General features: G+C 63.2%; 15 protein-coding genes. 12 read left to right on the top strand and 3 right to left on the bottom strand.

Going from position 1 to position 20,515, the window contains the following annotated elements; genetic code table 11:
• Positions 1–39 precede the first annotated feature (39 nt).
• The 5 genes from AS9A_RS18015 to AS9A_RS17995 all read left to right on the top strand — a co-directional run bounded on the left by AS9A_RS18015 (position 40) and on the right by AS9A_RS17995 (position 6,690).
• The gene (locus AS9A_RS18015) at positions 40–1,515 is read left to right on the top strand and encodes an MFS transporter (RefSeq protein WP_013808546.1); all 1,476 of its coding nucleotides are present in this window, start codon (positions 40–42) and stop codon (positions 1,513–1,515) included.
• A 269-nt stretch (positions 1,516–1,784) separates the two neighbouring features.
• Positions 1,785–4,319, top strand: coding sequence for a nitrite reductase large subunit NirB (nirB, locus tag AS9A_RS18010; RefSeq protein ID WP_041451193.1), 2,535 nt, complete (start codon positions 1,785–1,787; stop codon positions 4,317–4,319).
• Positions 4,319–4,708, top strand: a complete 390-nt coding sequence (nirD, locus tag AS9A_RS18005; protein WP_013808544.1) for a nitrite reductase small subunit NirD — start codon at positions 4,319–4,321, stop codon at positions 4,706–4,708. The genes nirB and nirD overlap by 1 nt, the downstream gene beginning before the upstream one ends.
• A gap of 96 nt (positions 4,709–4,804) precedes the next feature.
• Positions 4,805–5,992 carry a uroporphyrinogen-III synthase gene (locus AS9A_RS18000; protein WP_049793781.1) on the top strand — a complete coding sequence of 396 codons (1,188 nt, stop codon included), beginning with the start codon at positions 4,805–4,807 and terminating at the stop codon, positions 5,990–5,992.
• Complete coding sequence (locus AS9A_RS17995; RefSeq protein WP_013808542.1) at positions 5,992–6,690, top strand: sirohydrochlorin chelatase; 699 nt, start codon at positions 5,992–5,994, stop codon at positions 6,688–6,690. Before AS9A_RS18000 ends, AS9A_RS17995 begins: the two co-directional genes overlap by 1 nt.
• Positions 6,691–6,704: 14 nt before the next feature.
• Here AS9A_RS17995 and AS9A_RS17990 read toward each other — a convergent pair whose 3' ends face one another.
• Both AS9A_RS17990 and AS9A_RS17985 read right to left on the bottom strand, forming a co-directional pair.
• Positions 6,705–7,010 carry an MGMT family protein gene (locus AS9A_RS17990; protein ID WP_013808541.1) on the bottom strand — a complete coding sequence of 102 codons (306 nt, stop codon included), beginning with the start codon at positions 7,008–7,010 and terminating at the stop codon, positions 6,705–6,707.
• Positions 7,007–7,864 (bottom strand): alpha/beta fold hydrolase, encoded by an 858-nt coding sequence (locus tag AS9A_RS17985; RefSeq protein WP_013808540.1) that lies wholly within the window; start codon positions 7,862–7,864, stop codon positions 7,007–7,009. The genes AS9A_RS17990 and AS9A_RS17985 overlap by 4 nt, the downstream gene beginning before the upstream one ends.
• Before the next feature lie 190 nt (positions 7,865–8,054).
• Between AS9A_RS17985 and AS9A_RS17980 the strand changes: the two genes are divergently transcribed.
• From AS9A_RS17980 to nudC, 7 genes are all read left to right on the top strand, one after another.
• Positions 8,055–8,312 carry a hypothetical protein gene (locus AS9A_RS17980; protein ID WP_013808539.1) on the top strand — a complete coding sequence of 86 codons (258 nt, stop codon included), beginning with the start codon at positions 8,055–8,057 and terminating at the stop codon, positions 8,310–8,312.
• Positions 8,313–8,314: 2 nt separating this feature from the next.
• Positions 8,315–10,105 (top strand): condensation domain-containing protein, encoded by a 1,791-nt coding sequence (locus AS9A_RS17975; protein WP_013808538.1) that lies wholly within the window; start codon positions 8,315–8,317, stop codon positions 10,103–10,105.
• A 23-nt stretch (positions 10,106–10,128) separates the two neighbouring features.
• A complete protein-coding gene (locus AS9A_RS17970) occupies positions 10,129–13,473 on the top strand; it encodes an ATP-dependent helicase (protein ID WP_407636551.1) in 3,345 nt (1,114 codons plus the stop codon).
• A 14-nt stretch (positions 13,474–13,487) separates the two neighbouring features.
• Entirely contained in the window at positions 13,488–16,907 is a 3,420-nt protein-coding gene (locus AS9A_RS17965) for an ATP-dependent helicase (protein WP_237707970.1), read from the top strand.
• An 11-nt stretch (positions 16,908–16,918) separates the two neighbouring features.
• Positions 16,919–18,064, top strand: a complete 1,146-nt coding sequence (locus AS9A_RS17960) for a saccharopine dehydrogenase family protein (protein WP_013808535.1) — start codon at positions 16,919–16,921, stop codon at positions 18,062–18,064.
• Positions 18,065–18,137: 73 nt separating this feature from the next.
• Entirely contained in the window at positions 18,138–19,229 is a 1,092-nt protein-coding gene (locus AS9A_RS17955; protein ID WP_013808534.1) for a potassium channel family protein, read from the top strand.
• Positions 19,229–20,179: an NAD(+) diphosphatase gene (gene nudC / locus AS9A_RS17950; protein WP_041452170.1), complete on the top strand. Its 951-nt coding sequence runs from the start codon at positions 19,229–19,231 to the stop codon at positions 20,177–20,179. The genes AS9A_RS17955 and nudC overlap by 1 nt, the downstream gene beginning before the upstream one ends.
• On the opposite strand, the gene AS9A_RS17945 is transcribed toward nudC, so the two are convergent.
• A complete protein-coding gene (locus tag AS9A_RS17945) occupies positions 20,176–20,472 on the bottom strand; it encodes a mycoredoxin (protein WP_083826590.1) in 297 nt (98 codons plus the stop codon). The two genes, nudC and AS9A_RS17945, sit on opposite strands and share 4 nt — an antisense overlap.
• Positions 20,473–20,515: the final 43 nt, after the last annotated feature.

The following is a 20,515-nucleotide window of genomic DNA, read 5'->3' as shown; positions in this document are numbered from 1 at the left end:
TTCCTACATTGAGGTCTCCACACTAGAAAGGGGACCGCGATGACGCTCGTGAGCGAACGACCCGCACCAGAGCCAGGAGCGGAAGACACCGCCGCAGCGGCTCACCGCAAAGGACGCTGGATCGACCACTGGGAGCCGGAGAATCCCGATTTCTGGGAGAAGAAAGGCAAAAAGGTTGCCAAGCGCAACCTGATGTTCTCGGTCTTCGCCGAGCACCTCGGCTTCAACGTGTGGGTGCTGTACAGCATCCTTGTCACGCAGATGGGCAGTGCAGGGTTCGCATTTATGCAGGGCGACGCGGCTGTCAACAATGCCCTCATCCTGATCTCGGTCCCGGTCATTGTTGGCGCGATTCTCCGAATCCCATATACCTTCGCTGTTTCGAGGTTTGGTGGGCGTGGTTTCACGACCTTCAGTGCAGGCATGCTGCTCGTTCCGACGATTGGCCTGGCTATCGCGTTCAGCCAGCCATCGACCCCCATGTGGGTGTTCGTGGTCCTCGCCGCTCTCACCGGTTTCGGTGGCGGCAACTTCTCGTCGTCGATGGCCAACATCTCCTTCTTTTTCCCGGAGAGTAAGAAGGGCGCCGCTCTAGGCATCAATGCCGCCGGTGGCAACCTTGGTGTTGCTGTTACGCAGCTTGCAATGCCGCTTGTGATCGCAGGGGCGCTCCTTTTCACCGCGCAAGACGAGGCCGGCTACCGGTTCGCCCTCACAGTCGCTGCGCTTTTCTGGGTGCCATTCATTCTCATCGCCGCATTTGGTGCGTGGACTCGCATGGACAGCATCAGCGGTGCAAAGCCGGACGGTGACTCATACCCCCGGGCGATGAAGAACAAGCACACCTGGATCATGGCCTTCCTCTACATCGGGACTTTCGGCTCGTTCGTTGGCTTCTCCTTCGCATTCCCAACTCTGCTCCGTGCCTACTTCCCCGAACTGCAGAACGTGGGATGGATGGTCGCACTAGGCAATCTCGCCTTTATCGGTGCGCTGGTCGGGTCATTCGCGCGTCCAGCAGGCGGCTGGTTCGCTGACAAAGTGGGTGGCGCGAAGCTTACCTTCTTCGTTTTCGTGGGACTCTCTGCGAGCATCGCGGCCGTGATGGGATCACTCGCCCTGGAGAGCTTCCCGCTGTACCTCATCTCTTTCATCGGGCTCTTCATCATCACCGGCGTTGGCAACGGTTCGACCTACCGGATGATTCCCATGATCTTCAGCGCAAGCGTGCGGCATCGTGCGGAATCAGAGGGCATCAGCATGGAGAAGGCGCTCGCATCAGCAAAGCGCCAGGCTGGGGCAGCAATCGGCGTCATTGGAGCTGTTGGCGCTTTCGGTGGGTTCGTACTGCAGCAGGCGCTTCGCTTGTCCAATGTGCACCTCGGGACGATGGCTCCGGCCTTCTGGATCTACGCGGTGGTGTTCCTGGTCATGGCCAGCGTGACGTGGTGGTACTACCTGCGCACGTCGTTCGCAATTTCGCGGGCTCCGAGCCTGGCTCACGCCAACGTCTAACTCGGCGTCGCGCAACTCCCTATCGGTATGAGGATCCGGTATCTGGGCGCAGCGTGGGAGTGGCTCCTCGCGCTCTCGTGCACCCAGATGCCGGATTTGGAGGTGCAGCCCATGACGATTCCCGCAACGAGATCAGTTCCCGTGAGACGCCGGCTCCCTGCGGTGTCGTACAGCCCGTGCGGATGGCTTAAAAAGGGCGACCCGGACGCGAAACAGGGAGGTAACGAAGCGTCCATACCGTTAAAACATCAGCACCAAGAAGGAGCGGCATGATGCAGAAGAAGGTCGTTGTTGTCGGCCATGGAATGGTCGGACACCGATTCGTCGAGGCGCTCCGGGCACGTGATGATCGGGGCGAGTGGGCAGTCACGGTTCTCTGTGAAGAGAAGGAAGCGGCGTATGACCGTGTAGCGCTGTCGTCCTATGTGAACACCTGGGATCCGAAGGAACTCGCTCTCGCCGGTAATGACTATCCGGACGATGTGAACGTCGATGTGCGTCTCAGCGCAACTGGCGTCAAGATCGACCGCACCGCACGTACGGTGACCACGAGCACGGGCGAAACCCTCAGCTACGACAAGCTCGTCCTCGCAACCGGGTCCTACGCCTTCGTTCCCCCGGTACCGGGCAAGGACTCGCGAAACTGCTTCGTGTACCGCACGCTCGACGACCTGGACAAGATCAAGGCAGCCGCGGAGACAGCTGCTGCCGGCAATGGTGTTGGTGTCGTCGTCGGTGGTGGCCTGCTCGGTCTCGAAGCGGCGAACGCACTCAAACTGCTCGGACTCACGCCACACGTCGTCGAACTTGCGCCCAGGCTGATGCCGCTTCAGGTCGACGAGGGTGGCGGCGCGCTGCTGAAGAATCTGGTAACGGATCTGGGCCTCACAATTCACACCGGGGTATCCACCGCTGCCATCAACGAGAAAGAAGACGGCTCCCTCACGGTCGAGTTGTCCAACGGTGAAACAATCGACGCAGCACTGCTGGTGTTCTCGGCCGGTGTGCGCCCCCGCGACGAACTGGCCCGCACCGCAGGGCTTGACGTCGGTGAACGCGGCGGCGTGATCACCGGGCTTGAGTGCCAAACATCGGATCCGGATGTGTACGCGATCGGCGAGGTCGCGGCGATTGAGGGCCGCTGCTACGGGCTTGTCGGCCCCGGTTACGCGTCCGCAGAGGTTGTTGCCGACCGATTGCTCGGTGGGGAGGCGGAATTCCCCGGCGCGGACCTCTCGACGAAACTCAAACTGCTGGGCGTCGATGTGGCGAGTTTCGGCGACGCCTTCGCTCAGACGCCGGGTGCTCTCGAGGTTGTTTTCAGCAACCCTGCTGCCGGAACCTACGCGAAAATCGTCGTCTCAGATGACGCGAAAACGCTTCTTGGCGGCATTCTTGTCGGTGACGCGAGCTCCTACGCCACTCTCCGTCCGATGGTCGGCCGCGAACTGCCAGGTGACCCTGCGGCAATGATCGCGCCAGCCGGTGGCAGTGTAGAGATCGGCGCGGGCGCGCTTCCCGATGACGCCCAGATCTGCTCGTGCAACGCCGTCACTAAAGGCGACATCTGCGGTGCCATCGCGGACGGCGCGTGCGACATCGCGGCTGTGAAAGGCTGCACCAACGCGGGCACCTCATGCGGAGGCTGTCTCCCGCTCGTCAAAAAGCTGCTTGCTGACTCCGGAGTGGAGCTGTCGAAGGCGTTGTGTGAGTGTTTCGCGCATTCACGTGCTGAGTTGTTCCAGATCGTGCAGAGCACTGGAATCCGCACGTTCTCGAAGCTCATCGACAAGCACGGCGACGGCAGCAGAGGCTGTGACATCTGCAAGCCGACTGTGGCCTCGATCCTGGCCTCCACCAGCAGCGATCATATCCTTGAGGGGGAGCAAGCCTCACTTCAGGACACCAACGATCACTTCCTCGCGAACCTGCAGAAGAACGGTACGTACTCCGTAGTCCCGCGCATGCCAGGCGGAGAGGTGACGGCAGACCAGCTGATCGTCATCGGGCAGGTAGCGAAGGAATTTGACCTCTATGTCAAGGTCACTGGTGGTCAGCGGATCGATATGTTCGGTGCTCGCGTTGAGCAGTTGCCCGCGATCTGGAAGCGCCTCGTGGAAGCAGGCATGGAATCCGGCCACGCCTACGGGAAGTCGCTGCGCACGGTAAAGAGTTGCGTGGGTTCCTCGTGGTGCCGATATGGTCAGCAGGACTCCGTGAAAATGGCCGTTGACCTCGAGAAGCGCTACCGCGGTCTGCGCTCTCCGCACAAATTGAAGCTAGCGGTCTCCGGCTGCGCGCGTGAGTGCGCCGAAGCCCGCGGCAAGGATGTGGGAGTGATCGCAACGGAGAAGGGGTGGAATCTCTACGTAGGCGGCAACGGCGGTCAAACGCCGAGGCACGCCGAACTGCTGGCAGGGGACCTCGACGACGCCACGCTGGTGAGATACATCGATCGGTACCTGATGTTCTATATCCGCACCGCCGATCGTTTGCAGCGCACGGCGCCCTGGCAGGAGAGTCTCGAGGGCGGATTGGATTACCTCAAGAAGGTCATCTGCGAGGACAGCCTCGGTATTGCCGACGAACTCGAAGCGGCGATGGAGAGGCACGTGGCTGGTTACAAGGACGAGTGGGCCGGCGTACTGGAAGACCCGCAGAAACTCTCGCGCTTCGTATCGTTCGTCAACGCGCCAGCTGAGCCAGATCCCCTGGTTCAGTTCGCCGAGTCTGATGGACGCAAGATTCCCGTGACTTTGGGGATGCCAGCAATGCCCGAAACTGCGACAACAGGGGTGAAATGATGACGGCACTCGATGTCCGTGAGGCCAGTGAGGCCCCAGAGTTGAACGGCTCCGATGGCTGGACGACTGCGTGCGCCTACGATTTTCTGCTGCCGAATCGTGGTGTTGCGGTCCTGCTGCCTGGTAATGACCAGGCAGCGCTGTTCCGCCTCGATGATGGATCGCTGCGTGCAGTGGGCAACATCGACCCGTTCGCTCACGCGGCGGTCATGTCACGCGGGATCGTCGGGGACCGTAAAGGGGAGCCCACTGTGGCGTCGCCGCTGCTGAAGCAGGTGTTCTCGCTGGAAAGCGGCATATGCCTCGATGACGCAGGCCACTCGCTGCCCGTGTATCAAACTCGGGTTGTCGAGGGTCTTGTTCAGGTACGCGCCGCAGCCGGGGAGTGACCGACACGACAGGTGCCAGGAGCAGTTATCAAGCGAACTACGACCGCACACCGTGCGCGACACATCAGTACATGGGAAGCCAGTAGCGTGAACACTATGGGAGCGAAGGAGAGGACTGTGCCGGTAAGGTCCGACGAGGACAGTCCAGCGGCGCTCGCCGGCTTCACGATTGGTATCACCGCTGCGCGCCGGGCTGAGGAGTTCGCCACCCTCCTGAGCAGGCGGGGAGCAACTCTAGTGCATGCACCAGCCATCCGGATCATCTCGCTCGTCGACGACACGGAGTTACGCAAGGCGACCGAGTCGGTGATCGCGTCCCCACCAGATATCGCCGTGGCAACGACGGGAATCGGATTCCGGGGCTGGGTCGAAGCTGCCGACAACTGGGGTCTCGCGGAGCCACTTCTCAACGCGCTGACTTCGTCCAGACTGCTCGCTCGCGGGCCGAAAGCCAAGGGTGCGATGCGCGCCGCGGGCCTGCGGGAGGAATGGTCTCCCGACTCGGAATCCTCTGCCGAGGTACTGGATCACCTTCTCGAGGAAGGGGTCGAAGGTAAGCGGATCGCCGTGCAGCTTCACGGCGCAACCACAGAGTGGGAGCCGATTCCCGACTTTTGTGAGGTCATGCGCAGCGCTGGAGCGGAGGTAGTACCGGTTCCCGTCTACCGCTGGGTCCCGCCGGACGATCGTTCTCAGCTCGACCGAATGATCGAAATGTCAATCAACGGAGAACTCGACGCCATCACCTTCACCAGTGCGCCGGCCGTCGCGTCGCTGCTTGGCCGAGCGAAAGAGACACGTGTGCTCGAGTCTCTGCTCAATGCGCTGCGCGGGCGTGTTGTCCCGTTCAGCGTGGGGCCGGTGACCGCCGCCCCGCTAGAAGCGCTCGGTGTTGCGACGACGCAACCGCATCGCGCACGACTGGGTGCCCTTGCTCGCCATATCGCGGAAGAGTTGCCTCGCAGGGCGAACCACCTGCAAGCTGGTGGGAGCCATTTAAGTATCAGGGGCAGCTGCATCGTCGTGGATCGGGAAGTGAAGCAGGTGCCGCCCGCCTCACTTTCGATCATGCGCGCGCTGGCGAGGCGTCCCGGCGCGGTTGTATCGCGGGAAGATTTGCTGGCGGTTCTGCCAGGTGCGGGTGGTGACACCCATGCGGTGGAAACTGCGGTGGCCCGCTTGCGGGCGGCCCTTGGCGCACCAAAGGTGGTGCAAACAGTGGTGAAGCGCGGCTACAGGCTGGCGCTCGACCCCGTCGAGTCGGATCCGAAGGGAGACCGGTGATGGAGACACGCGGGCAAGTGCTCGTTGCGCACGGCACGCGGAACCCCCGGGGCGTGTCCATGATCGCTGCTGTCGCGGATGCGGTGTCCGAGCAGGCCGGCCCAACCCGAGTCGCTTTCGTTGATGTCTTGGGCCCCTCTCCGTCCGAAGTATTAGCGCAGATGCCGGGACCGGCGACGCTGGTGCCAGCGTTCCTCGCGTCGGGTTATCACGTACGGACCGATATTCCCCGGGAGGTCGAGGCGTCAGGGCACAGTCGAGTCCGTATAACGCAAGCGATAGGTCCTGACCCGGCGCTCGCCGCCATCCTCGCCGATCGGCTGGTCGAGGCGGGGTGGGCTCCCGGAGATGCAGTCGTTCTCGCGGCGGCGGGATCATCGGACACACGTGCTTTGCGAGATGTGCGTCGTTCAGCGGTGCTGCTCGCTGACCGTATGCGGACGCCGGTGGACGTGGGTTACATCGCGACTGCCGTGCCCCGGATCGGTGACGTGGTAAGCGAGGTGCGGCGTAAGACGGGGAAACGCGTTTTCATCGCCTCCTACCTGCTGGCTCACGGTCTCTTCCACAACCGGCTCCATGAACTCGGGGCCGATGGCGTCGCCGCGCCGATCGGCGTGCATCCCGACCTCGTGGGCCTGATCAGTTCGAGGTTCGCGGCCGCCCGCTGCTGGCCCGCGCCGACGTTGCGCCGCTGAATCGAGTTCGTGCGTCACCTACTGAAATCGTGTCTGTACGTAGCGACGCGAACCCGTCCATCAACGATGTGAACTCCCTCGCTGGTGAGCAACCCAGCCTGTTTGTCAGCGAGGTGGCCAGGGAGAATACCGTCAGCGCGTACAACACGATGCCAGGGGATATCGGCTCCGTCTGTCTTCAGAATCCAGCCGACAATGCGTGCAGAAGGAAGCCCAGCTGCCGTCGCAATGTCGCCGTAGGTGGCGACACATCCGGGCGCAATGCCGGACACGAGTTCACGCACGTGCTCCACCGTCTCGTCTGAGATCGCCGGCGTCACTGCTCAGTTCCCGTGACACCGCGATCGCTGGCGCTGTCCCTTGCGTTGATGAGGGCATCTCGAACGATTGCGCCCACGAGGCCGGGGTCTTCTTGTGCCACCATATGGTCAGTTTCGGCCTCGACCACCGTGAGCGCGGGGCCGAGATGGTTTTCGAGCATGGCGCGGAACTCAGCGGTAACGAACGGTGGGCTCGACCTTCTCGCCACCACGAGGACGGTTGGGGTGTTTCGTGGCGGCAGCGCCGCTGGGCGAGCAAGTTCGCTGAAAGTGGTGATCACTCCCGGCATTGAGATGCGCCAATTGACGCGGCCGTTGGGCAGAACAACAAGGTGTTCGGTGAGTTCCCGCTCGAGTACATCAGGGTCGACGTCACGCCAGGCCCCATTGACTTTGTCACTGCGCGCTTCCTCCCTGTCGGTGTAGTCCGGTGACGCCGTGGTGGCATCGGCGAGGCGAAGCATCCATGCCGGGTCGAGTTGGGCGGCAGGGTCAAGTAGTACCAGCGCGGCGACGCGATCAGGCATTGCGCGAGCCAGATGGATCGCTAAGTTCCCGCCAAACGAGTGGCCGACAACGACCGCACGATCGAGTTGGCCAAGAATCTGCTGAAGATCGTCCACGTGTTTCTCGATCGTCCACGGTGGTTCCCACGGTGACCTGCCGTGGCCGCGTAGATCCGGGGCGAAAACCTGAAACTCGGGGAAGTGCCTGCGTGCGAGGTCCTCCCAGCGCTGCCCATGGCCGGTAAGTCCGTGCAGCGCGAGGAGCACAGGATCGCGCGGGCGAATATCTGCGGATGGTACGGAGCATCCGAACCTGTGAACGTGCAGTTCTCTACTTAAATTCACCATAGTGATCTCGGCCTGTTAGCAGGTACAGTTAGCCCCACTGAGGGATGCAGCGACGGGGGTGCCGCGACTCTTTTCCTTCGGGCATGGGGAATTAACCCGGTTGAAATAGCAGGGACTGTACGCTGATCACACGTGGGTCACGCAATGCTAACCTTCGAGATTACGAAGGTTCGAGTGGAGTAGTTAAGCAATGGGTCACAACGCCGGAATGAACGCGCGCCCGGTCTGCGGCGCGACGCAGCGGCGCGAGCACTGGCTGCTCGACGGTGCGGCATCGCGCGCGGCCCCAGCATCACTTATCGCGGCCACGTCGATGGCTTTTAATCCTGCCATGGTGACGTCATCGGTGCGTGCCACCGTGTCGTTACACGATCACGGGCTCACTGTGATCGAGAACCCAGCTAGCTGCATCACTGGCAGCAGCGGACACAATGCAAGGAGCGCCTGAATATGAGCGACGCACCAGATACCGTTGCCTCCGTGCCCGTACGCAGCCAGGAAAATGAGCATCCGAAGGCTCCCGGAAATGCCGGTCAGCGTCCCGCGCTGTCGGGACGCGAGCGACCGGAGCGCATTCCTCTGTCACTCGGTGAGCAGCGACTGTGGCTCATCAATCGATTCGATCCTTACTCGCCCGTTCACAACGTCCCGATCTCTGTCGAATTGATGGGCGACCTCGATGGTGCCTCGCTCACCGCAGCGGTCCAGGATCTCATCGAGCGGCACGAGGTCCTGCGGACGATTTTCCCCGCATCCGCGGATGGGCCATACCAGACGATTGTGCCCGCGAGTGAGATCACCGTTGACATGACGCCCGCGGACCTAGATTTTGGTGATGCTGAAGATCCGGCAGGGGCCATACTCGCGTTCGCGCGGGAAGGCTTCGACCTAACCAGCGAGGTCCCTTTCCGTGCGCGCCTGTTCCGGATGGCGGACAGCGAATACATTCTGACTCTCGTGGTGCATCACATCGCGGCGGATCGGGCATCTCTGCGTCACCTCTTGAGGGATCTCTTTCAGGCGTATGAGTCCCGTTGTTCAGGTGCCGCTCCAGACTGGTCGGCGCTCCCTCTGCAGTACGCGGACTACGCGCTGTGGCAGCGTGAACTTCTCGGTGAGGAATCCGACCCGGAGAGTGTGATCGCACGTGAGATCGAGTTCTGGCGGGCCGAACTCGACGGCCTGCCCGATGTGCTCAATCTTCCGCTGGATCGGCCTCGCCCAGCTTTCCAGTCGCTGTGCGGGAAGGCTGTGGACTTCTACCTCGGCCCGCAGGTCCACTCGAGCCTGAAGAGCATTGCAGAGCGATACAGCGTGCCAGCGTTCACGGTCCTTGAATCTGCCTTCGCCGTACTGCTCTTCAAGCTGTGCGGCTCCGATGACATTGTGCTTGGTACACCAGTGGATAAGCGGGCTGATGACTCGCTCGATCCGATCGTCGGAATGTTCGGCAACACGCTGGCGCTGCGGCATCGCGTCATCGAGTCGGAGCGTTTCTGCGACCTGCTCACGCGGTCACGCGAGCGCAGTGTCGAAGCCTTCAGTCACGCAGAGACGCCATTCGAGCGTCTCGTGGAAGTCCTCGGAATTCCGCGCTCGCCGTCCTTCCATCCGGTATTCCAGGTAATGATCTCGCTGCACGACGAGGAGCAGCAGATGACCTCTATCGCTGGCCTCGATGTGGCGATCGGTGGCCTGGAAGCCAAAGCCGCCGACTGTGACCTCGAGCTTGTCCTGACCGAGAGTTTCGGCCATGACGGTGAGCCCGCCGGAATCACCGGGTCGATGGTGTATGCGGTGGAATTGTTCGACGAGGCGACGATTATCGGAATTGTGCAGCGGTTCCAGCGTCTGCTGACCGCGATCGCGGCGCACCCGGAGTTACCGGTCAGCGACATCGATGTGCTGACAGATCGGGAGCGGGGGCTGTTGCTGCCGCATCGCAAATCGCGCAGCTCACTCGATCGCCTCGTTGGCTATGCAGCGAGTCACGGGACGGCACTCTTGCCAGGGACCGAGGGCGGTTACGCTGAACTCGCGGGACGTGTCGGTCAGGTCGCCTCACGCGCGACCGGTTCGACGCTCGGGGCCGGCAGCGACCTGGCTCTAGCCTTGCTCACATATGCGGCCGGAAAGATGGACGTCACAGCGGCGCAACGGCTCGCGGACACCGTGCTGCCAACGCTCGACAAAGGCGCCCAGAATCGGCCTCCCCGCGACACCCGGGAGTTGAGCGCGTAAATCTGTCACACCTCCGTGATGTCATGTATCGCATGACGGCACGGCGGGGGCTGACGGATGACGTCAGAGTCAGGTTAGTTGGCGCGGTAGCGCCTCAGCAGCATGTCCGGACGTGGTCCGGTGCGGCGGCGGCACTCCTTCACCGTGTTGCGGGCGGGGACGTTTCGCGCTCGGCATCGTCCAATCCGGCTCCGTCCGGGTGGGCCCCTGTGCAGCTTCTCGGTGGCCCCGGCACCGGAAAGACCGCTTACCTCGCCGACCTGGCCGTGGCAATGATGGCGGCGGGGGTGGATCCCGAGTCGATTCTTGTGCTTACTCACTCACGTGCAGCCTCCACGTCCATGCGTGAAGTCATCACCTCTGCGCTGCTGGCCGAGGGAGGCAGCGCGCCGCAAGCAACACGTGAGCCACTGGTGCGGACGGTGCACTCCTACGCGTTTGCTGTTCTGCGGCTGCAAGCCGCGCAGTACGGCAACCCGCCGCCCCGCCTCATCACCAGTTCCGAACAGGATGCTGTGTTCAGGGAGATGCTCCACGGCGACATCGAAGACGGTGCCGACTACTGGCCCACCGAGTTACGTCCCGCATTGGGCCTGGCTGGGTTCGCCTCCGAACTTAGGGGCCTCCTTCGGCGCTCCGCCGAGCGGGGGCTAGGGCCGGAGGATCTTGTGAAGCTAGGCCGGAAACACCGCAAGGCGGAGTGGGTCGCTGCGGGCCGGTTCGCCGCGGTGTACGAACAAAGCACGCTTCTTCGAGGGTCCGTTGGCATGGAGGTCCCGCAGGCCACTGCACCCGCCCTCGATGCGGCTGAGCTTGTGAGTTCGGCAGTGACCGCGCTGTCAATCGATCCAGATCTGCTTCAGCGTGAACGCCAGCGCGTACGTTATCTACTCGTTGACGATGCTCAGCATCTCGACCCTCAAGCTGCCTGGCTGATCGAGCTGCTGGGAACAGGGACAGAGCTCACTGTGATAGCCGGGGACAGCGACCAGTCAGTTTTCCGTTTCCGGGGTGCTGAGCCGGCATTCCTCGAGCGCCTTGCGGACAATGAAACGGCCGCACGGATTGTTTTCGCGGAGAATCATCGGAGTGCCCCCGAGATCGTTGCGGCCGTGGCGCGGGTGGCCGCGAAGCTCCCAGGCATGCAGCCGCAGCGGAAGGTCTTCACTGTCAGCCCAGCAAAGGAGACTGGCCGGGCGATGGTGCGTGTGCTCAGCACGCCGGCACGCGAAGCGGCGGCCGTCGCCGACACACTTCGCCGCGCCCACCTCCATGACGAAGTCCCGTGGTCGAGGATGGCGGTGATTGTCCGCTCGGTTCCGCAGCTTTCAGCGCCGCTGCGGCGCGCCCTGCTGGCTGCGGGAGTGCCAGTCAACACCCCGGTCCCGGAACTGCCGCTCGGGAGACAAAGGGCGTCGAGGTCTCTGCTGCTTGTTCTGAAAGCGGTGGCGGGGCCACCTGGCCAAGAGTCGAGTCTGACAGCGGAGGAGGTACTAGAACTTCTAGCCGGCCCGATCGGTGGTGCAGACCCACTGACACTGCGTCGTATGCGCCGCGGAATCCGGCGCGCTGAGGTGGCCCGCGGCGGTGACAGGGATTCGGCAGTTGTTTTGACGCGGCTGATCTGTTCGCCCGAAACATCCGCTGACTCCGGAATCCTGGGTGCGCTGACACCTGTGGAAGCCGCGCCAGTCGAGCGGCTAAGGAAGGTACTCCGCCGCGCCCGAAAGGTCCGTGAACGACATCGCGGCCTCGAAGCGGTGCTCTGGGAGGTGTGGCGCGCAGCGGGACGCGAACGTCAGTGGGTGCGGCAGGCGCTGCGTGGTGGACCCGCTGGCGCGCAAGCAGACCGTGATCTCGATGCGGTGGTGGCATTGTTTGACGCCGCAGCCAACTATGTGGACCGGCTGCCCGCGGCGTCGATCGCCGGGTTCGCCGACTATATCGCCCATCAAGAGCTCCCCGCTGAGCCAGTGGTCCGCAACGTAACACGCGCGGATTCGGTCACTTTGCTGAGTGCGCACGCGGCGGCGGGTAACGAGTGGGATGTCGTCGCTGTCGCCGGTGTTCAGGAAGGCGTGTGGCCATCTCTGCGGGGGCGGGGAAGTGTGCTTAACGCCGGCGACATCGATGATGTGATGCGACGGGACATGACAGGGGAGTCGGCGACACCTGTTTCCCGGCTCGCGCCGCTGCTCGCGGACGAGCGCAAGCTATTTCTTGTCGCATGTTCGCGCGCACGCCGGCAACTCCTCGTGACCGCCGCGCAGTCGGTATCTGGCCAATCAGATCTCGTACCCTCACGCTTCATCGACGAACTCGGTCTCGGGGCCAGCGCGGGCCAGGAAGAGGCGCCGCGATCTGAGCGCAGTGAGGAGCCCGAAACAGTGCTCGCGCTGCCAGCGCTCGTCGCGAAGCTCCGCGCTGTGGTGTGTTCCCCGTGCGAGTCCGAAGGGCGGAAGTCTGACGCTGCGGTCCAGCTTGGCCGGCTGGCGGAAGCGGGTGTTCCGGGCGCGCATCCTCAAGAGTGGTATGGGTTGCGCTCCATCACCACTGATCGCGCGATGTGGACCGCCGAAGACGGCCCAGTGCGCATGTCACCCTCGACAGTGGATCAGCTTTCGAAATGTCCGCTTAGGTGGCTTCTGGAACGTCACGGGGGCTCGGATGGCAACGACGCAAGTGCGGTCAAAGGAGTGCTCGTTCACACGCTCACGCAGGCAATTGCGGGAAACATCTCCGATGCGCAGGTCCGCGAGGCGCTCGTTCAGGCCTGGGACAAAGTGGATCTAGGGTCCCCGTGGTACGCGCGGCATGAGCGTGCACGGATCGAGAACATGCTCTCGCACTTCGACGAGTGGCTGCGACGTTCGCGCACCGAGCTGACCGAGGCGGGCGTCGAGGTCGCCGTCGATGGCGTGCTGGCCGACCCGACCGGGGAAGGCCCTGACGTTCGGTTGCGCGGCCGGATTGATCGGCTCGAACATGACACTGAGGGGCGGCCCGTGATCGTGGACGTGAAGACGGCACGCACGCCAGTGAGTGCAACCTCCGCGCTCGACCACGCTCAGTTAGCTACGTATCAAGTTGCCGCGGCATCCGGCTTGATCGACGGGGAGCCCGCGGCCGAGCCCGGCGGCGCGCGGCTCGTGTTCGTCGCCAAACCGCACAAGAATACGGGTGCGGCGGAGCGGAGTCAGCCAGCATTGACCGCGGAGCAGGTTCAGCAATGGATCAGCCTGATTCGTGACGCCGCGAAGGCGACACGGGGACCGGCCTTCGAGGCGCGGATCAATGACGGCTGCAGCCACTGCCCTGTTCGCTCCAGTTGCCCTGCCCAGGATGTGGGAAGGCAGGTGACCCAGTAGTGAGTACGAATTCGGTGCGCAGCGGACGCCGCAGGAAGTCTTCGGGCCCTGATTTCTCCCGGCCCCGTTTTACACCCTCCCAACTGGCTCAGGCGCTCGGACAGCCGCAGCCCACTCCTGAACAGCAGGCCGTCATCACAGCTCCCGCCGGTCCGCTGCTCGTTGTGGCGGGTGCTGGCGCGGGTAAAACGGAAACGATGGCCGCCCGAGTCGTGTGGCTGGTAGCCAACGCCTTCGTCCACCCAGAGAATGTTCTGGGCCTTACGTTCACACGCAAGGCCGCGCATCAGCTCACGACTCGTATCCGCAGCAGGCTGGCGCGGCTCGCAGGAACTCAGCTTCTGCACAGTGCTGATCCTTCAGGAGAACTTTGTGCCCGCCTGAGTATGAGTGAGCCGGAGGTCAGCACATATCACGCCTACGCTGGAAAGTTGCTGGCCGAACATGCACTGCGGCTGCCGATAGAGCCCTCCGCGACGCTCCTCAGCGAAACCGAGCTGTGGCAGATCGCCCATCGTGTGGTCAGCGCCTGGGACGGTGACCTCGACCTCGAACGGACACCCGCGTCGGTGACGAGCGCGGTGCTGGCGCTCTCCGCAGCGCTCGATGAGCACATGATCGATATCGACGACCTCTCCTCCGCGCACCTCGAACTGGAGAAGCTGGTGCATTACCTGCCTCCCGGCTCGCGGCAGCGGCAGGAGCCCAACCAGCGCCTGTTGTCATTGCTCGCGACCCAGCATCAGCGGTTGCAGTTGCTCCCGCTCGTGCAGCAGTTACGGACAGTGCTGCGAGAAGAAGGTGCACTCGATTACGGCAGCCAGATGTCGCTCGCTGCCCGGCTGGCGGCTAATCACCCTGAAGCGGGGCAGGGCGAGCGGGAGCGCTACCGTGTGGTGCTGCTCGACGAGTACCAGGACACGGGGCACGCGCAGCGAATCCTCCTCGCCGGGCTTTTCGGCAACGGCACTGATCCAGCGCTCGCGGTCACCGCGGTGGGTGATCCCATCCAGTCGATCTATGGGTGGCGCGGCGCGTCCGCGGCCAACCTTCCACGGTTCGCGATGGACTTCCCATGCGGTGACGGTAGCCCTGCGCCGCGCCTCGAATTGCTGACGAGCTGGCGCAATCCAGTGACGGCACTTTCGATCGCGAACAAGGTTTCGGAGCCGTTGCGGTGTCGTGGCGTACCCGTTAGCACCCTCAAACCGCGGCCCGAAGCAGCCGAAGGCGAGGTTCAGCTCGCGTTATGCGGAGATGTCGCGGCTGAGCGCAGATGGGTGGCGCAGCAGATGTTCCTGGAGTACGACGCGGCGCGTGAGCGGGGGGAGCCGCCACCTACTGCGGCCGTTCTGGTGCGGCGCAACCGTGACGCCGCACCGCTCGCAGAGGCTATGCACGAATTAGGCATACCGGTGGAGGTGGTGGGGCTCGGCGGGCTGCTGGAGACACCGGAAGTGCAGGATCTGGTGGCAATGCTCCGCCTGATCGCCGACCCCATGGCGGGCACGGCAGCCGTGCGCGTGCTCACAGGAGCCCGCTGGAGGCTCGGGGCGGCAGACCTTGCTTCGCTGTGGCAGCGTGCGCGGGAGCTCGCAATCGCCAGTGGCCAGAACCAATCAGCGGTGTCCACCCGTGAGGAACTCGATAATGCGCTCGATGAGGCGATACCGGGCGAAGCTGCCGAACAGCCTGGCATCTCTGATGCACTTGCCGATCCGGGCGCGGCGGACCGGTACTCATCGGCGGGTTTCGCGCGAATCACTGAACTGGGTCGTGAACTGGCGGCACTTCGTGAGCGATTGGGCCAGCCGCTCACTGAACTCGTCGCTGACGTGGAACGCACCGTCGCGCTGGGCATCGAAACTGAGGCGCGCGGTTTCTTCCTCGCCGAGAACGCACCTGGGGCCGGACGCGAGCACCTTGACGCATTCGCCGATGTCGTCGCTGGTTACGCGCGCCACCCCGCAGCATCGCTGACGGGGCTGCTTGCCTTCCTCGACGCTGCCGCAGTGATTGAGAATGGCCTCGCGCCGGGTGAAACACAGGTTGCACCGGACCGAGTGCAGATCCTCACCGTGCACTCAGCCAAAGGCCTCGAATGGGAAGTCGTCGCAATCCCGCACCTGGTCGAAGGAGTCTTCCCCTCGTCCACCTCAGCAGAGACTTGGCTGACGTCCATTGGGCAGATTCCGTCAGCGCTGCGGGGCGATCGCCAAGACGGGTCCGATGGGGAAGGCTCAGACGGTGTGCCGGTGCTGAAACTCGAGAACCTGAACGACCGCAAGCAACTCGAGGAAGTGATAACCCGGCACCAGGATGCCTTCAAAGCTCGCGGGCTCGATGAAGAACGCCGTTTGCTCTACGTTGCGCTGACCAGGACAGAACGCGTGCTGTGCATCTCGGGCCACCAGTGGGGCGAGACGGGTGACAAGCCAAAAGGCCCTTCGCTATTCCTTGAGGAGCTTCGTGACCTCGGCGAATCCGGCGGCATCTCGATCTGTGAATGGGCACAAACTCCAGGCCCAGGCGATGTCAACCCACTTGCCACCGCCACACGAATCGTCCAATGGCCCATCGATCCGCTGGGGCAACGGCGCGCAGACATCGAAGCTGGAGCGTCACTGGTGTTCACCGCGCTCAAGCGTCGTAAGAGTAGCTCCGCGCACGAGGATGACGATCAGGCAGAAACCTGTGACGGCCTAGCGTGGGCAGCCGATGTCGATGTCCTGCTCGCGGAGCGAGAGCGCCGGCGTACCAGCGAAGTGCTCGTAGAGATGCCCCAGCACCTTTCGGTGAGCAACCTTGTCGCCCTCGCGGGCGACCCTATGGAACTTGCGTTGCGTTTGCGTCGGCCGCTGCCTTTCCCGCCGAATCCGCTCGCGAGGCGCGGAACCGCTTTCCACGCCTGGCTGGAGCGCAGATATGGCGCAACGCGTCTGCTCGACCTCGATGAGCTCCCCGGAGCCGCTGATACTGGCGCGAGCCCAGACGCTGATCTCGAGCAGCTACAAGAAGCATTTCTCGCGTCCGAATGGGCGCTCCGAAGTCCAGCAGAAGTTGAGGTGCCGTTCGAGACGACAATCGGCGGCACAGTTCTGCGCGGGCGGATCGATGCTGTTTTCCGGGACGATGACGGCGGCTACAGCGTCGTTGACTGGAAAACGGGCGCTGAACCGGGGCCGCGTGATCGCGCCGCTGTGAGTATGCAGCTAGCCGCGTACAGGATCGCGTGGGCTGACCTCATGGCAGCGCGAGGGACTCCAGTCTCACTGGAAAAAGTGCGCGCGGCATTCCACTACGTCCGGTCTGGGAGAACCATTGCGCCGCAGGACCTTCCAGACAAGGATGGTCTTCGCACGCTCCTGGCGAACCCGGGTGACACGCACCATACCGACGGTGCCGGATCGAGCGAGCAGACGCGAGGCGATTAGGCTCGGACAATATGACGAGAAGAATCCTGCTCTTTGGCGCAACCGGATACACCGGGGGACTGGTCGCGCGAGCGCTTCTTGAACGCGGCGAAGTCCCTGTCCTCGTGGGACGCGACCGCGCGGCGCTCGACAGGCGTGCCGCGGAGATTCGCCCCTCGGACCCGCCGTACACGATGGTTCTCGACGTGCACGACGTCGGGACACTGCGCCGCACCATCTCGGCGGATGATGTCATCGTCACCACCGTCGGGCCATTCCACAGCCACGGTCGCACGGTGGCGGAAGCTGCCGCTGAAGCGGGTGCCTCCTACATCGACTCAGCGGGTGAGCCTCCGTTTATCCGGTGGACGTTCGAGAAGCTCGGCACCCGCGCGGCGAACCGGGGTGCGCGCATCCTGCCAGGTTTCGGCAACGAATATGTGACAGGACAGCTCGCCGGAGCTTGGGCGCTAGAGCGGGCGGCCGAGATGGGGGTGCCGCATCGTTTGGAGATCGGGTACTTCAGCACTGGCGGGTCGTTGTGTTCGCTGAGTCGCGGAACTATCGCATCTCTCGCCGGATCGAGTCTTGAACGCTCGTACACGTACCGGAACGGAATCCGTGCGGAACGGCCCGGTGCGCGAAGCAGTTCATTCCGGATTGGTGGCCGCAAGTACTCGGGATTCAGTATTGGGACAACTGAACACCTGACGCTTCCGGAAGTGTCGCCGAGCCTGCAGGAACTCGATGTGTACCTCGGCTGGTTCGGTAAGGCATCTCCGCTGCTCGCGACCGCGAGCCTCGCGGGCCCACTGATCCGTCGACTGCCCGGAGCGAAACGCGTCGTCTCGACCGTTGGGGCGCGTTTAGGCGGTTTTGGCAAGGACGGACCGGAATCACATGAGCGCGACCGCTCAGGAGTGCTTGTTTCTGCGCGGGTCTTCTCGAAGTCGAAACACAAGCTCAGCGAAATAACGCTCGCCGGGCCGAACGGGTACGAACTCACGGCTTCGTTGATGGCGTGGGCTGCCACTGTGGAGTCGCACGCCAGCACACGTTCGGTGCACCGCCGTACCGGGGTACTTGGCGCAATTCAGGCCTACGGCCTAGGTGTTGTGCGCGATACGTGTCTGCATCTTGACGTGCGTGAAGTGGAGTCGGCCGTCGTGTCGGCCTAGCCACTGCACCGCCACTTGTTACGGCTCGGGCTCGGTAGCCCTGACTCGTCAGCACAACCCGGGTGCTGGCGATATGCTTCCGCGGGTGCGAAGTCTTGTGCGGAAGGGCGGGGAGCCCGCAGAACCGCTGACGGAGCGGCCACTCTACGCGCTGGTCGGCGTAGTCACGATGCCGAAGCTCAAGCGGAGTCCCGTCCAAGCGATAACGAGGCGCATCGTCGGGGCGATCGTGGCGCTAGTTCTGACGTCTACGCTGGTGTATTTCGACCGAGACGGTTACAGCAACTCGACCGATGCACCGTTGACCTATCTGGACTGCTTGTACTACGCCACGGTCAGCCTGTCCACGACGGGCTATGGAGATATCGCTCCGCTGACGCCGTTCGCGCGAGCTACCAACATTTTCATCATCACGCCGCTCCGGGTGATGTTCTTCATCTTGCTTATCGGCACGACGCTAGAGGTCCTCACGGAGACTTCCAGGCAGGCCTGGAGAATTCAGCGCTGGAGGCAGCAGGTGCGCAATCACACCATAGTTGTGGGTTACGGAACCAAAGGCCGCACCGCAGTTGACGCAATGATCGGAGACGGCGTGCGGCCGTCCGAGATCGTCGTGGTCGACACGGAACAATCTGTGCTCGACCACGCACAAACGCGTGGGCTCGTTACGGTTCACGGCTCTGCGACACGGTCGGATGTGCTGAAACTGGCCGGGGCCCCGCACGCGGCAGCGATTGTGGTCGCGACCAATCGAGATGACTCAGCCGTGCTGGCAACCCTGACGGCCCGCGAACTCGCGCCGCGCGCGAAGATCGTCGCATCGATCAGAGAAGCGGAGAATACGCACCTGCTCAAGCAGTCAGGAGCTGACTCAGTCGTCGTGTCGTCAGAAACTGCGGGACGTCTACTCGGGATCGCGACAACAACCCCGAACGTCGTCGAAATGATTGAGGATCTGCTCACGCCCGAAGTGGGTTTCGCGATCGCGGAACGGCCAGTCGCCAGGGATGAGGTCGGCGGTTCGCCTCGTCAACTCCGCGATATCGTGCTGGGCGTGGTGCGGGAGGGGCGCTTGACTCGAGTGGATGACCCATCCGTGGGTACTGTCGAAAAGAACGATCGGCTTCTCTATATCCGCCGTGCACACGATGACAGACGACAGTGATTAATGCATTTGAGCTCGCGAACACCCCGGCGCTCTCTAGATCCGCGCTAGAACGCGCAGCCGAGCTCCGGGACGCTCCAGATGTCCTAGAAGCAGGCTGGAAGCACGCAAAGTTGCTCCTGCTCAACGAGCAGAATCATGCGTTCGGTACGGCCACCCGGCTGCACCTTCTCGCGGGGCCGGACGTAGCGAAGGCGCCGCCATCGAACGCGATTCTGATCGCCATTGAAGGGGAAGAAGAATCCGGGCGTCACGTCTGGGCGGTGCGCGGGTCGCTGCCACCAGGGCCGGTCACGACGCTGCGTGAGGCGGGCTCACTTCTCAGCCCTCGTGATGCTGGTCTCTTCACCACGGCTCAGGCCGTCCTGAACTGGCATGACGCGGCCCGCTACTGCGCTGTGTGTGGCGGCCCGACAGCCGCCATCTCGGCGGGATGGGCGCGCCGATGCCAGTCGTGTGGCCGTGAGGACTATCCCCGAACCGACCCTGCGGTCATTTGCCTTGTGCACGACGGGGGAGACCGCGTTCTGCTCGCTCGACAGCCATCTTGGCCGTCGGGCCGGTACTCGCTGCTCGCGGGCTTCGTCGAGGCAGGAGAATCCGCTGAGGCGTGCGTGCATCGTGAAGTCGGAGAAGAAGTGGGAGTTGCAGTGCGCGACATCCGCTACCTGGGCAGCCAGCCGTGGCCTTTCCCTCGGTCACTGATGCTCGGCTACCACGCGCTCGCAGATCCGGCCCAACCCATCATTCCTGAACCCGGGGAAATTGAGGAAGCGCGATGGTTCAGTCTCACCGAGGTCGAATCCGCGGTGGCCACCATGGCTGCCGCCGCACGCACAACCCGTAGCCGGACTCTGACCGCGGCTGCCACATTCACCCCGCCAGGGGCTGTTTCTATCGCCCACGGCATTCTGACGGCCTGGGTACAGGCCCGGCGCGCGCGATCTTAGTTCGCCAGAATCTGCTTGACCTGCGCGAGGGACGGGTTCGTGGCGGTCGCACCGTTGGGGAACTTCACAGTGGGCACCACGTGATTGCCGTTGTTCACTCTGCCAACGAAATCAGCGGCATGCTGGTCGAATTCAATATCGACCTCCTCGTACGCAATCCCCGCTGCACTGAGCTGCTTCTTGAGGCGAATGCAATATCCGCACCATGTCGTGGAATACACCGTGATCGGGCTGTTCTGAGAAATCGCTACATCTGTCACGCTGAGAGTGAACCACTCGTCAAGCCCGGACATTCCGGATGATGGCCGGGGTGTGGGATTCTTCACTGTCGTACCC

The sequence above is a fragment of the Hoyosella subflava DQS3-9A1 genome, from assembly GCF_000214175.1.
In the GTDB taxonomy this organism is placed as follows: domain Bacteria; phylum Actinomycetota; class Actinomycetes; order Mycobacteriales; family Mycobacteriaceae; genus Hoyosella; species Hoyosella subflava.
This window is presented reverse-complemented; position numbering and strand designations above follow the sequence as displayed.

Coding starts and splice junctions, on each gene's coding strand:
- AS9A_RS17975 (WP_013808538.1), top strand. CDS start 8,315: ATGAGCGACGCACCAGATACCGTTGCCTCCGTGCCCGTACGCAGCCAG.
- AS9A_RS18000 (WP_049793781.1), top strand. CDS start 4,805: ATGGGAGCGAAGGAGAGGACTGTGCCGGTAAGGTCCGACGAGGACAGT.
- nirB (WP_041451193.1), top strand. CDS start 1,785: ATGATGCAGAAGAAGGTCGTTGTTGTCGGCCATGGAATGGTCGGACAC.
- AS9A_RS17995 (WP_013808542.1), top strand. CDS start 5,992: ATGGAGACACGCGGGCAAGTGCTCGTTGCGCACGGCACGCGGAACCCC.
- AS9A_RS17960 (WP_013808535.1), top strand. CDS start 16,919: ATGACGAGAAGAATCCTGCTCTTTGGCGCAACCGGATACACCGGGGGA.
- nirD (WP_013808544.1), top strand. CDS start 4,319: ATGACGGCACTCGATGTCCGTGAGGCCAGTGAGGCCCCAGAGTTGAAC.
- AS9A_RS17955 (WP_013808534.1), top strand. CDS start 18,138: ATGCTTCCGCGGGTGCGAAGTCTTGTGCGGAAGGGCGGGGAGCCCGCA.
- AS9A_RS18015 (WP_013808546.1), top strand. CDS start 40: ATGACGCTCGTGAGCGAACGACCCGCACCAGAGCCAGGAGCGGAAGAC.
- AS9A_RS17970 (WP_407636551.1), top strand. CDS start 10,129: ATGTATCGCATGACGGCACGGCGGGGGCTGACGGATGACGTCAGAGTC.
- AS9A_RS17945 (WP_083826590.1), bottom strand. CDS start 20,472: ATGTCCGGGCTTGACGAGTGGTTCACTCTCAGCGTGACAGATGTAGCG.
- AS9A_RS17985 (WP_013808540.1), bottom strand. CDS start 7,864: ATGGTGAATTTAAGTAGAGAACTGCACGTTCACAGGTTCGGATGCTCC.
- AS9A_RS17980 (WP_013808539.1), top strand. CDS start 8,055: ATGGGTCACAACGCCGGAATGAACGCGCGCCCGGTCTGCGGCGCGACG.